At 37.1% G+C, this 13,654-nt stretch carries 11 protein-coding genes; 6 read left to right on the forward strand and 5 right to left on the reverse strand.

Going from position 1 to position 13,654, the window contains the following annotated elements; genetic code table 11:
* The first annotated feature begins 124 nt into the window (after positions 1-124).
* Together QWY78_RS07955 and QWY78_RS07960 are read left to right on the forward strand one after the other, a co-directional pair.
* Positions 125-1,594 carry a helix-turn-helix domain-containing protein gene (locus tag QWY78_RS07955; RefSeq protein ID WP_290218418.1) on the forward strand — a complete coding sequence of 490 codons (1,470 nt, stop codon included), beginning with the start codon at positions 125-127 and terminating at the stop codon, positions 1,592-1,594.
* A 195-nt stretch (positions 1,595-1,789) separates the two neighbouring features.
* On the forward strand, positions 1,790-2,443 hold the full coding sequence (locus tag QWY78_RS07960; protein WP_290218419.1) for a ComF family protein: 654 nt from the start codon (positions 1,790-1,792) through the stop codon (positions 2,441-2,443).
* A 90-nt stretch (positions 2,444-2,533) separates the two neighbouring features.
* Here QWY78_RS07960 and upp read toward each other — a convergent pair whose 3' ends face one another.
* The 3 genes from upp to der all read right to left on the reverse strand — a co-directional run bounded on the left by upp (position 2,534) and on the right by der (position 4,903).
* Positions 2,534-3,184 (reverse strand): uracil phosphoribosyltransferase, encoded by a 651-nt coding sequence (upp, locus tag QWY78_RS07965; protein ID WP_290218421.1) that lies wholly within the window; start codon positions 3,182-3,184, stop codon positions 2,534-2,536.
* A gap of 211 nt (positions 3,185-3,395) precedes the next feature.
* Positions 3,396-3,536 carry a four helix bundle protein gene (locus QWY78_RS14855; protein ID WP_353960524.1) on the reverse strand — a complete coding sequence of 47 codons (141 nt, stop codon included), beginning with the start codon at positions 3,534-3,536 and terminating at the stop codon, positions 3,396-3,398.
* Between the two features lie 59 nt (positions 3,537-3,595).
* A complete protein-coding gene (gene der / locus QWY78_RS07970; RefSeq protein ID WP_290218422.1) occupies positions 3,596-4,903 on the reverse strand; it encodes a ribosome biogenesis GTPase Der in 1,308 nt (435 codons plus the stop codon).
* Positions 4,904-5,095: 192 nt separating this feature from the next.
* Here der and QWY78_RS07975 point away from each other — a divergent pair, with 192 nt between their 5' ends.
* Together QWY78_RS07975 and QWY78_RS07980 are read left to right on the forward strand one after the other, a co-directional pair.
* Positions 5,096-5,647 carry a LemA family protein gene (locus QWY78_RS07975; protein ID WP_290218424.1) on the forward strand — a complete coding sequence of 184 codons (552 nt, stop codon included), beginning with the start codon at positions 5,096-5,098 and terminating at the stop codon, positions 5,645-5,647.
* A 4-nt stretch (positions 5,648-5,651) separates the two neighbouring features.
* Positions 5,652-7,577: a DUF2207 domain-containing protein gene (locus tag QWY78_RS07980; RefSeq protein WP_290218425.1), complete on the forward strand. Its 1,926-nt coding sequence runs from the start codon at positions 5,652-5,654 to the stop codon at positions 7,575-7,577.
* 77 nt (positions 7,578-7,654) lie between these two features.
* On the opposite strand, the gene QWY78_RS07985 is transcribed toward QWY78_RS07980, so the two are convergent.
* On the reverse strand, positions 7,655-7,897 hold the full coding sequence (locus QWY78_RS07985) for a GlsB/YeaQ/YmgE family stress response membrane protein (protein WP_290218427.1): 243 nt from the start codon (positions 7,895-7,897) through the stop codon (positions 7,655-7,657).
* 289 nt (positions 7,898-8,186) lie between these two features.
* On the opposite strand from QWY78_RS07985, the gene QWY78_RS07990 reads away from it, so the two are divergent.
* A complete protein-coding gene (locus QWY78_RS07990; RefSeq protein ID WP_290218430.1) occupies positions 8,187-10,454 on the forward strand; it encodes a polyribonucleotide nucleotidyltransferase in 2,268 nt (755 codons plus the stop codon).
* A 735-nt stretch (positions 10,455-11,189) separates the two neighbouring features.
* Positions 11,190-12,089, forward strand: a complete 900-nt coding sequence (locus tag QWY78_RS07995) for a toxin-antitoxin system YwqK family antitoxin (RefSeq protein WP_290218433.1) — start codon at positions 11,190-11,192, stop codon at positions 12,087-12,089.
* Positions 12,090-12,217: 128 nt separating this feature from the next.
* On the opposite strand, the gene QWY78_RS08000 is transcribed toward QWY78_RS07995, so the two are convergent.
* On the reverse strand, positions 12,218-13,597 hold the full coding sequence (locus QWY78_RS08000) for a tyrosine phenol-lyase (protein ID WP_290218436.1): 1,380 nt from the start codon (positions 13,595-13,597) through the stop codon (positions 12,218-12,220).
* Positions 13,598-13,654: the final 57 nt, after the last annotated feature.

Raw genomic sequence — 13,654 nt, forward strand, 5'->3', positions numbered from 1 at the left:
ACCAGCGAACGTTCGCAAATTTATTTTAAATATTATTATGCGAACAATCGCTTATTTTTATTTACCTTTGTATTCATCGGATTTCACGATTTATTTAGAAATAGTATAAATTAATTTTTTATTAATGGCAAGCGACAGTGATTTTATAAAAACCATTTTTGGATTGAAAATGAAGCAGTTTCGGCAAAAGAAAAGTTTCTCTCTGCAGGATTTGGCGACGATTACCGGTGTTTCAAAATCTTATTTGAATGAAATTGAAAATGGTAAAAAGTATCCGAAACATGATAAAATCGCTCAACTTGCAACGGCTTTAAATTGTTCTTATGATGATTTGGTTTCCACCAAACTTGACAAAAGTTTAGCGCCCATTACCGAGATTTTACAGTCTGATTTTTTTAAAGAAATCCCACTTGATCTTTTTGGCATTAACAAGAATAATCTGATCAGCATTATCAGTGAGGCACCGAAAAAGGTGACCGCTTTTATCAATACTTTGATTGAAATTTCGAAGAATTATAACCTGAGCAAAGAGCGGTTTTATTTTGCGGTGATCCGAAGTTTTCAGGAATTGCATGATAATTACTTTCCCGAAATCGAAGAGAAAGCAAAGCGTTATATCGAAGAAAATAAGCTGTCTGAAAAACCTCATTCCGCGGAATTCCAGAAGATATTAGAAAATCAATTTCAGTATAAAATTCGGTCTTTGGATTTGGAACAATACGGTGCGTCCGGAAAATTACGCTCGCTATTTATTCCAGAAAAGAAACTGCTTTTATTAAATGAACTTTTAGATGAAGATCAAAAAACCTTTATCCTCGCGAAAGAAATTGCATTTACAAATTTAAATCTTAATCCTCGTCCGAACACCTATTCTTGGTTAGATTTTACAAGTTTTGAGGAACTTTTAAATAATTATTATGCGGCCTATTTTGCCGGATCGTTGTTGATTCGGAAGGAAACTTTAACACAAAGGCTGAGTGATTTTTTCCAAAATGACCAGTGGAATCCTATCCTTTTTGAAAATTTAATTGAAGAATTTACCAATTCACCGGAAACATTTTATTACCGATTGACCAATATTTTACCACAAGAATTGGGAATTAAAGATTTGTTTTATCTTTGTTTTACGAAGAAAAAACATTCAGATAAAATTCAGATTTTAAAGGAATTACACCTTAATCAACAACAAGCTCCGCACGCAAATTCAACGAGTGAACATTATTGCCGACGTTGGATTGCGGTGAAAAACTTAAGCAATCTAAAGGAAAATGAAAAGCTCACCGAAGCGCAAATTTCTCATTATAAAGATACTGGATTAACCTATTTGGTCATTTCTACCTCGCAGAAAAATCCATTTTCTGATGGAACCAACCGTAGTTATTGCATCGGAATTCTATTAAATTCAACTGCAATAAAGAAAATTAAATTCGCGAAAAGCGACCAAATTAAAACGGTTTCTGTTGGCGTAACGTGTGAGTTTTGCAGTATTGCTGACTGTGAAGTTCGACAAGCACCACCTTCGCGACTTGAAAAACAGATCTTTAATGAGAATATGAAGCGTTCAATTCAGATTATACGGAAGGAAGTGCTTTAGAATTTAGAGTCATTTTTTTAGCATAAAGTCACAAAAGATTGCGGGAGAACTATTTTTTTGTTCACAAAGGAAAATTTACAGATTTTTAAATTAATAGTACTACGGTCTTTCATTTGTAATTTTTAGCAACAAAGACTTTTATGTCTTTGTTGTTTTACGAAAACTAATGTGTAACTTTCACTAAACAAATGCAATATGTTTTTGGTGGATTTACTTTTCCCGAATCGCTGTTTAGAATGCAACCGAATTATACAGGCGGATGAAGTGGTTTGTGAGCTGTGTTTTAATCAGATTCATTTTACGCATCACCATTATTCAGAAAGCAATCTTTTAAGCGAAAAATGCCGATTGCTTTTTCCACTCCAGTATGCTTTTGCTTTGATGCAGTTTGAAGAAGAAAGTACCAGTCAAAAGATTATTCACCAACTAAAATACGGAAGTCGGGAAAAAATCGGGAAAATTATAGCGAAGTGGACTTTGGAAAAAATAGATTTCAACTCCTTACATATCGACCTTTTGGTGACTGTTCCGCTTCATCCTAAAAAAGAGAAAGAACGGGGTTATAATCAACTGCATCTTTTTGCAGATTCGCTTTCAAAAGAACTTAAAATCCCAAGCGACCACACTTTAATCAAAAGAAATTTCTACAAAAAAGCCCAGGCAAAAAAAAGCAGAGCGCAACGGATTTTTAACGAAAATTTATTCTCCATCACCAATGAAATTACAAATCAGCACATTCTATTGATTGATGATGTTTTCACCACCGGCAACACCATGAACGCCGTTGCTTGGGAAATTTTAAAATCGGGAAACAACCAAGTGAGTGTTTTGGTCATGGCGATGGATTAATTTTTAGATGTTAAATGTTAGATGTTAATAATTTCTACAAAAAAAATATCCCTCTGAAAAGAAGGATATTTTTGTATTTTAAAATTGTCGCTATCTCTGCAATTTTTCGCCGTAGGACAAATCACCGGCATCGCCTAAACCTGGTGTGATGTAGCCTTTTGAAGTGAGTTTCTCATCGATAACGCCGACCCAGATTTTTGCTTCTGGATATGCTTTTTGAATGGTGTCTACACCTTGTTGCGAAGCAATCGCTGCGACAATATGAAGTTGTGTAGGTTTTCCGTGATTGAGTAAATCTTTGATGGCTTCTATTAAACTTGCACCAGTTGCCAACATTGGATCCGCCACGATTAAAGGTCTTCCATCGATGCTTGGACATGTCAAATATTCCTGTTTGATGGAGAAATAATCGTTGGCATCATGCTTTCGGTAGGCAGCGACGAAACCACAATCCGCTTTGTCGAGATAATTTAAAATCCCTTGAAACAAAGGAACTCCCGCTCTTAGAATCGTCGTAATTACAGGTTGTATTGCAACTTCTTTCACTTTAATTTGATCTAAAGGCGTGGTGATTTCAATTTCTTCAGTTTCAAAACCTTTGCTGATTTCAAAGGCGGCAATTTCGCCGATACGTTCCATATTTCGGCGGAATCTTAATCGGTCAGTTTGAATCTCTACATTTCGTAGTTCATTAATCCAAGTGTTAACTAAAGAGAATTGGTTGGAAAGAATTGTAATCATAATATTGATGTGATGATTTTAGATGTGATGATGCGACGATATTAAATATCTGTAACTTATTTATTAATTTTCGAAGGAGTGATGATTTTTGACAAAAGCTTCTGAATACGCAACAATGAGATTTTCAAATTTTAATTAAAAGGATAACTTGATGATTTTTCACACCGCAAAAGCCTATACTCAGTCTTCTTAGCTACCTTATGCGCAATTTTTAATTGACGAATAAATCCGCTCTGCTTTCCGCACTTTGAGACTCAAAAAAATTTGGGCCTATAGAAGTTCCAGATTTCAATAATTGATTTGCAATTACAAATTTTCTTTTACGCTCCAAAATTTCTTTTCTCTTTTCCATTTGTCTTCGTTTAATAATTAAATCAGCAAATTAACAAATCGACCCCTCATCAAATCAACTTATTTTTGTCTAAAATAAATTTCAATAGGAACTCCGGTAAATCCGAAATGCTTTCGAAGTTGGTTTTCCGTAAATCTCTTGTATGCTTCTTTCACATATTGCGGTAAATTACAGAAGAATACAAACTGTGGACTTGGCGTTGGCAATTGTACACAATATTTTATTTTAACATATTTCCCTTTCAAGGCTGGCGGTGGCGTCTGCTCAAAAACAGGCAGCATAATCTCATTCAACTTAGAAGTTTTAATTTTCTTCGCTCTGTTTTGGTATACCTCCATGGCAACTTCTACGGTTTTCAGAATTCTCTGTTTTGTTAAAGCCGATATGAATAGAATTGGAATATCGGTAAACTGACCAATTTTTTCTTTAATTCTCGCTTCAAAATCACGGGTTGTATTGGTTTCTTTCTCAACCAAATCCCACTTGTTCACCACGATTACAATTCCTTTTCTGTTTTTCTGAGCCAGTCCGAAAATATTCATATCCTGAGATTCCCATCCTAACGTAGCATCAACCATGATAATCACAATATCAGAGTACTCAATAGAACGAACAGATCGCATAACCGAATAAAATTCTAAATCTTCTTTTACTTTGGCTTTACGACGCATTCCTGCGGTATCAACTAAAACAAACTCGTGACCGAATTTATTGTATAAAGTTTGAATTGAATCGCGGGTTGTGCCAGCAACATCGGTTACAATATTTTGTTCCTTGTCTAAAAGAGCGTTGGTTAAAGTAGATTTTCCTACGTTTGGTCTTCCTGCAATAGTGATTTTTGGTAAACCTTCGAAAGGATCTTTGTACTCGGTTGTGGGGAAATCCTTAACGATATCATCGAGCAACTCTCCGGTTCCGGAACCTGTTGCAGAAGACATGGTGTAATATTTTGGAATTCCTAACTGGTAGAATTCAGTTGCAGCCAATTCTTCTTTTGCAGAATCTGCTTTGTTAACTACGATGTACACTGGCTTATTCGAACGACGTAACATTTCGTGAATTTCAATATCGGTATCTGTTAAACCCTCAGCAACATTAAGCATAAAGATGATTGACGTGGCTTCGTCAACGGCTAGTTCAACCTGTTTGATAATTTCTCCTTGAAATGCATCTTCTGTATCAACCTCATAACCCCCAGTATCTATGACGGTAAATTCAACTCCATTCCAATCAGATTTTCCGTAGTGACGGTCCCTGGTAACTCCGGCGGTTGAATCTACGATGGCTTCTCTTCTTTCGAGAAAACGGTTAAAAAGGGTGGATTTCCCAACATTGGGACGTCCTACTATGGCGACAATATTCGACATAAAATTTTATTTAATAATGATATTATTAATGGGTTACTCGAACTTTTCGAGCACAAAAATTTTTTGCAAAGATAGTTTATTTTCCTCTTTGATTATTCATCCTAATATTTGTAACTTTCCAGTTGGTTTAATCACTTATTATAGTACATTAAATTAAGCCCATTTAAAAACTAACAATCAAAATCTAAAATTATGGTTTCATTAATTATCCTGGCAGTAATTGCCGTCTTATTTTTTTACGGAATTTCAATCTACAATCGCTTGGTAAAATTACGAACGATGGTACAGGAAGCATGGAGCAGCATCGATGTAATGTTGAAAAAAAGACACGACTTAATTCCAAATTTAGTAGAAACAGTAAAAGGGTATGCAACTCACGAGCGAGAAACTTTTGAAAGCGTGACCAGAGCTAGAGCTGCCGCCATGAATGCAGATGGTATTCAGGAAAAAGAAGCAGCAGAAAAAAATCTGAATCAAGCAATGATGAATCTAAATGCTGTTGCCGAGCAATATCCTGATTTAAAAGCCAATACCAATTTCCTACAACTGCAGGGAGAGCTTTCAGCGCTGGAAGGCGATATTGAAAAATCGAGAAGGTACTATAATGGCACCGTTCGCGAAAATAATATTTTGGTGGAAACATTCCCCAGCAATATCCTTGCAAACATGTTCAAATTTACTAAATCTGCATTTTTCGAATTGGATAACATCGCTGAGCGAGCGGTTCCGAGTATAAAATTCTAACCGAATGAAACGGCTGTTGATAGGGTTTTTCCTGCTGGTTTTCAGTATTGGATTTACACAGGATGTGAATTCTAGCGGTTCTGAAATGCCCAATTATGAACATATTTTATCTTTCCATTCAGATATCGTCATTTCGAAAGATGCTGAAACGACGATTACCGAAAAAATCAAGGTGTATGCAGAAGGCTTGAATATCAAAAGAGGAATTTTTCGCTCACTTCCTCTGTGGCGGAATGTTAATGGAAAGAAAATAAGAATTAAGTACGAGGTAATTTCGGTGCTGAAAAATGGCGCTAAAGAAGAATATCATACCGAAAACACCAATGCTGATTACGCCATTTATTTCGGGAGTAAGGATCTTATTCTTAATCCTGGTGTTTATGAATATGAACTGACTTATAAAACATCTGATCAAATTGGATTTTTTAAAGATTATGATGAATTTTACTGGAATGTCAACGGAACCTTATGGAATTTTCCGGTCGATCAGATTTCAGCGAAAGTAACCTTACCCGAAAACGCAGAAATCACGCAGAAATCTTGCTATACCGGCAGTTACGGCGCAAACACCTCCAATTGTACCGGTACGGCCTTGTCTAAAAACACGATTGAATGGGCTGCAAAAAATTTAGGGTCTAATGAAGGACTAACCATCGCTGTTGGTTTTAAAAAAGGAATTTTCACTCCGCCACCGCCACCGGGACTCTTAGAAAAATACGGAATTTTGGCGGTATTAATCACCGCAATTCTCGGTTTGTTCGGTTATTTTTATTCTAGTTGGCAGAAATACGGGATTGATCCACAAAAACCAGTGGTTTATCCGCAGTTTAATTCACCGAAGGATTTATCACCGGCTTCTTTGGGGTATTTAGACAATGAGTATTATTCTGAAAAGATGATTACCGCAGCGATTGTCAGTTTGGCTGTTAAAGGTTTTATTAAAATCATTGAAGATGACAAACGAATTTTAGGAATTTTCGGTGGTAAAGAATATACTTTAGAAAAAATCAAAGAGCAAGATCAAACTTTGCCCAAAGAAGAAATTAACCTGATGAATAAATTGTTTTCAAACCAATCAACCACGGTTTCTTTTGATGGAAAATACAATTCAAAAATTGAATATGCAGTTAATGATTTCAAGGCAAGTTTAAGATTTCAGCACGATGGTTTCTTGAAAAAGGGAAATAATTCCACCAAACTCATTCTTCCAATTTTAATTATTTTATTGCTTTATATCGGTGGATTGTATTTAAGTTATCAACTTTCCTATAACGAAACCTACTTTGGAATTGGGATCGGTCTGTTTATCGTCCTTACCGTAACGTCAATTATCTTTTCTTTGGCATTTGCGAGGTACAAGTGGATCAGATGGTTATATGGCCTTTTTGCGATAGGATTAATCATACTTTTTATTGCCATAGCCACTTTAGACAACCCTATACAAGAGAATCTTAATTTCTATGCCTGTTTTAGTTTTTTGATTTTATCCTCCATCGGGATGGTTCTTTACCAATATCTTATCAAACAACCAACGCCAGAAAAACTAGAAACCCAATCACTTATTGAAGGGTTTAGAATGTATTTAGGAACCGCAGAAGAAAAAACTTTGCAATTTCACAATCCACCCAAAATGACTCCACAGGTTTTTGAGGCCATGTTGCCGTATGCCATGGTTTTAGGCGTTGATAAAATTTGGGGAGAAAAATTTCAAAGCATGTTGAAAGCCTCTTCGCTGGCAAACCAACAGTACCATTCTAACTGGTATGTAGGCGGTTCGATGATGAACATGAATTTCGCCAATACCTTAACCTCATCACTCTCACAATCCATTGCGAGTTCATCAACCCAGCCTTCCAGTTCCGGAAGTGGCTCTGGTGGTGGCGGATTCTCCGGCGGCGGCGGCGGCGGTGGCGGTGGCGGTGGCTGGTAAACCTAAAAACGTTCTGAAAAATTTCAGAACGTTTTTTATTTTCAAGCTTAAAGCTTCATTCAAAGAGTAAAAATACATTATACTTTTCCCCGCGTAAATAAATTAACCACTGCCAACAAAACAATTGCACCAAGGGTTCCGGTTAAGATTTCACCGACTACGCCATCGCCAAGTCTGCCTCCTAATAACCAATATCCGATAGCACCACCTACGATACCAACGATAATATTTCCGATTAATCCAAGACTTCCGCCTTTAAAGATTTGTGCACCTAACCAACCTGCTATTGCACCGATAATTAATGTCCATAAAATTCCCATAATGTTAAAATTTTAATGTTAATAAATAGTTTACATTAATTTTCAGAACCAAATTTATGCCGAAATTATTTATTTAGAAATTTTATTACAAAGGTATAAGTAACTTTTTAAGGAGTCGTAGCGTTGTTTTCTTAAAAAAAATCTAACCATTGGCTATTCTTATCGATCATGTTTCCGCCAAATTCGTCACCATTTAAACTTAAGAAATTTCCGTATATTTGCCCTCGAAAATTTAAATACATTAAATAATAACGCACTCAATACGGAGTGCCAAAGACGATCAAATTTTATGAATGCTCCACAAGCAATTATTGAAAAAATTCAATTAAGTGATGGTAGAGAAATCACCATCGAAACAGGAAAATTAGCGAAACAAGCTAATGGTGCTGTAGTAGTAAGAATGGGCGGAACAATGCTTTTAGCAACAGTTGTAGCCAGTAAAGATGCCAAACCAGGTGTTGACTTTCTACCATTAACAGTAGATTACAGAGAGAAATTTTATTCCGCAGGAAAAATTCCGGGAAATTTTTTCAGAAGAGAGGCGAGGCCCTCTGACGAAGAAATTTTAACAATGAGATTGGTTGACCGTGTTTTGCGTCCACTTTTCCCATCCGACTTCCATGCAGAAGTTCAGGTGATGATTTCCCTGATTTCTTATGATAAAGAGTGTATGCCAGAATCTTTGGCAGGATTAGCCGCTTCGGCAGCTATCGCAATTACCGATATTCCTTTCAACGGACCAATGTCTGAAGTTACTGTTGCCAGAATCGACGGTCAATTAGTAGTTAACCCAAGTATGGAAAATCTAGCAAAAGCTGATTTGAATATTATGGTTGGTGCAACAAAAGATTCTATCGTAATGGTAGAAGGTGAAATGGAAGAAATTTCTGAACAGGAAATGATCGAAGCCATTAAATTTGCACACGAAGAAATTAAAGTTCAGGTAGCAGCTCAAGAAAGATTAGCCGAGAGAGTTGGTAAATCTCTTCCAAAAAGAGAATATTCTCACGAAGATCACAACGAAGAAATTCGCGAAAAAGTTTGGGCAGCGACTTATGATAAAGTTTACGAAGTAGCAAAAACTGCTTCTGCGAAAGAAGAAAGACATGAAAACTTCCAAGCTGTTTTAGAGGAGTTTTTAACTCAGTATTCTGAGGAAGAATTAGAAACAGTAACTCCATACGCAAAAATCTATTTCCACGATGTAGAAAAAGAAGCAATGCGTCAGATGATTTTGAACGAAAAAATCCGTTTGGATGGAAGAACTCCAGAAACGATTCGTCCAATCTGGTCAGAAGTTGACTATTTACCAGGAGCTCACGGTTCTGCCATCTTTACAAGAGGAGAAACTCAGTCTTTGACTGCAGTAACTTTAGGATCTGTAAAAGATGCAAACATGGTGGACACGGTGGCCATCAACTACGATCAAAAATTCTTCTTACATTATAACTTCCCACCGTTCTCAACGGGTGAAGCAAGACCTTTAAGAGGAACTTCAAGAAGAGAAGTAGGTCATGGAAATTTGGCGCAAAGAGCTTTAGAGAAAATGATCCCTACCGAAAATCCTTACACCATCCGTATCGTTTCTGATATTTTAGAATCCAACGGTTCGTCGTCAATGGCGACGGTTTGTGCGGGAACTTTAGCCTTAATGGATGCTGGTGTACAAATTTCAAAACCAGTTTCCGGGATTGCAATGGGCTTGGTAACTGATCCAAAATCAGGTAAATTCACCGTACTTTCTGACATCTTAGGAGACGAAGATCACTTAGGAGACATGGACTTCAAAGTAACGGGAACCGCAGACGGAATCACCGCGTGTCAAATGGACATTAAAGTAACTGGCCTTTCCATGGACATTATGGAAAAAGCATTAATCCAGGCGAAAGACGGAAGATTGCATATCCTTAATGAATTGTTGAAAACCCTTGACGCACCAAGACCGGATGTAAAACCACACGCACCGAAAATGGAAGTATTGGAAATCTCCAAAGACTTCATCGGAGCGATCATCGGACCTGGAGGAAAAATTATTCAGCAAATGCAGAAAGATTTCGAAACGGTTATCGCGATTGAAGAAATTGGCGAGATCGGAAGAATCGAAATTTCCGGGGTGAACAGACAAAATATCGACGCAACCATTGCAGCAATTAACGAAATTTGTTTCGTGCCTGTAGTTGGAAGTGTGTACAACGGTAAAGTTGTGAAAGTAATGGATTTCGGCGCATTCGTAGCAATTGCAAAAGGAACCGAAGGTTTGCTTCACATCTCAGAAATCGAATGGGCACGTTTGGATAAAGTGCCTTACAACGAAGGCGATATGGTAGAAGTGAAATTCATGGGATTTGATGACCGTAAGAAAATGAAACTTTCGAGAAAAGTTTTGTTGGACCGACCGGCTCGTGAAGAAAGACCACAGGGAGATCGTCCACAAGGTGACCGACCACAGTACAATAACGACCGACCGAGAGGAGACCGTCCGCAAGGCGACAGACCTCAGCGAAGAGATGACCGACCGGAAAACAACGGCCCACGCCAAGAAGATAATCAGAACTAAAAAGAACTGAGCTTAAATAGAAACTCCCAAAGAAATTTGGGAGTTTTTTTGTGGGAAAACATTTTATAAATAAGTATATTTAAAAATCATTTTGCAAAATGAAAAAATCTAATCATTTAATACTCAAATTTTAGATAGTTTTTTATTATTCAAAATATGTACTTGTATTTATTTCATTTTTTAATTATTAAAATATCAAGAAAAAATTCTACTTTTGAAGCGTATTTAAAATGAAAACCTTGCACACTCTCCTTTCGCAACCCATTTTTCACTCCACCAAAAAATGCCTAAAATTTTTCGGAGAAAGGATTTCAATATCGGTGTTGTAGGTTTCTTTGAAATTGGTGTATGCTTCTGCATTTTCGTTCCGTTTGAAACACGGAGACTTTGCCGATGGTTTCTTCGACTAAAACTATTTCCGCTTGAGAAGCGGATTTCCAGAAAATAAAAGGCTGTTTTTTAATCAGAAAGTATTTTTTAAAAAGTCGACTTTTGCGAGAATTTATTTGAACGAAATCGATTAAAATACTTCATTCGAAAAGGGTTATACACCATTTATAATAATTTGCAAAATATTTACATTTCCCCCTAGTTTCAAAAATAATAGTTTCAATTTTTCGTTAATTATGGGGAGTGTTGCAAAATTTATCTATTTTTACTTTAAGTCATTGAGATTGGTTAGGCGATAAAAAACACCTACTTCATGAATATACTTTAAAATAAACACAAATTTAAATGATGAAAAAATTGAATACCGTATTTTTAGTTGCAATCACTGTATTTTTATCGGGAAATATGGTGGCTCAAAATGCTTTGTACCCCCAACTTTGGTTCGATAAAAATGATGCCATTAAAAAATTAGAATTGGGGAAGACCACCATTACTGGTGAAGCATTTACCCGTGAAAATTCTGGCGTTGCTGCCGCAAAATACAAACCTAAAAAGGGAACAAAAGTCTTGCTTTTTCCCGTGACGGATTACGTTTCGCGCTATCATGATATGAAGAAAGCGAACCCCGATTTTGCCATTGTGATGACGGAAGAAGCATTTAGCTATCGACTAGAAGCACTTACGGATGAAAATGGAAATTTCACTTTTAAGCAAATGAAGCCGGGGAGGTATTTAATTATGTGTAACATTCAATTTGTGGGCACCGCTTCAGCCTTGAAAGAAGTTGGTAGAACGCATTACGCAAATGGGTACGGATACATGGGATCTACGCCAATTTACGAATCGTACATGTATAATTATAACGGTGATCATTTTCTGTCGAAGTTCGTAGATGTGAAGGAAGAGGACAAAATTGTGGAAGCCAATTTAAAACCAAAATTATTTGGAGGTTTTATAGAATCTGGCTCAAAATTGGCCTTGATCGGTTTAGACCGTTGTGGCCGTATCAACAATCAGATGTTTGGAAAATGTACGGAATACTACCCAAATGGCAAGCCTAGAATTGTTGGAAAATGGAGAGGAGGTGCGCAAGATGGACCAACGATAGAATATTATGATACAGGTGAAGTGTATTGGAAAGGCACCTTTAAAAACGGCAAAGTGCACGGAACGACCACGTATTATAATAAAGATGGAAGCGTGTCTAAAACAAAAAAATTCATCAAAGGAATTGAAGCAGATTAAGACCTGGAAACTCCTAAAACCATTCCGATAAAAATAGTTTTCAGCGACCAATTACCACTGGAAAACTTCGGTTTTAAAAAGGGGTTTAGAAAGAGAAACCACCTCGCGATGAGGTGGTTTTGTTTTATCTAAAGTTGTTCAAATCTGGCTTGGAAGAACCGCAGATATTTGGGTTCGTAAATCATTTTTAAACCTTTTATTTGGTTTCTGCGTTCATAAACCCTGGCAATTGATTCTGCAATGACATCCATGTGTGCTTGCGTGTAAACGCGACGCGGAATGGTAAAACGAACCAACTCCAGTTTCGGATGATAATTTTCTCCTTTCGCATTTCTTCCAGCGGAAACAATTCCGCGTTCCATGGTTCTGATGCCGGCATCCAAATAGATTTCTGCAGCTAAGGCTTGTGCGGGAAAATCGTCTTGGGAAACGTGTGGTAAAAATTGTTTGGCATCAACAAAAATACCGTGCCCCCCAATTGGAGTAACAATCGGAATGCCGAACTCTCTCATTTTGTCGCCCAAATAAAATACCTGACCGATTCTGGCTTTCATGTGTTCCTCTTGTACGCTTTCATAAATACCGATGGACATGGCCTCCATATCGCGGCCTGCTAAACCGCCGTAGGTGTGCAAACCTTCATAAACAACGACCAAATTTCGGGCTTCCTCAAAAATATCAAAATCATTTAATGCCAAGAATCCACCAATATTTACAAGAGCATCTTTTTTCCCACTAAAGGTTGCACCATCGGTATAACTGCAAATTTCTTTTACAATTTCAGCGATGGTTTTCAAGCGGTATCCTTCTTCTTTTTGTTGGATGAAATAAGCATTTTCTGCAATTCTCGTCATATCGAGCATCACTTTTATTCCTTTTTCCTGTGTGTATTTTCGAACTGCTTTTAGATTTTCCATACTCACCGGTTGTCCACCCGCTAAATTCACCGTGACGGCAACGCAGATATACGCGATTTTTTCAGTGCCATATTGCTGCACTAATTTTTCGACTTTGTTTAAGTCTATATTTCCTTTAAAGGGAAAATCTGAGCCAGAATCGTGGGCTTCATCAATAATCACATCATGAAAAACACCGCCTGCCAATTCCTGATGTAGCCTGGTCGTGGTGAAGTACATATTTCCTGGGACAATATCGCCAGGCTTTATCATAATTTGCGAAAGAATATTTTCAGCGCCCCGTCCTTGGTGCGTTGGCACTAAATATTGATAGCCATAAACCTCTTTCACTGCTTCTTCTAAATGGTAATAGTTTTTGCTCCCGGCATAGGCTTCATCACCAAGCATCATCCCACTCCACTGCTGGTCGCTCATGGCATTGGTTCCGCTATCGGTGAGTAAATCGATATATACGTCTTCAGATTTTAGTAAAAAAGTATTGTAGCCAGCTTCTTCCAATGCTTTTCTACGTTGCTCGGCAGTGGTCATTTTTAAGAGTTCCACCATTTTTATTTTATAGGGTTCTGCCCAACTATTTCGTTTTGGTAACATAAATTTATTTTAATATTGGTATAGGAGAAATTTTGGACTTTCTTAAAAAATCCAGAA

Source organism: Kaistella yonginensis, assembly GCF_030409525.1.
Lineage (GTDB): Bacteria > Bacteroidota > Bacteroidia > Flavobacteriales > Weeksellaceae > Kaistella > Kaistella yonginensis.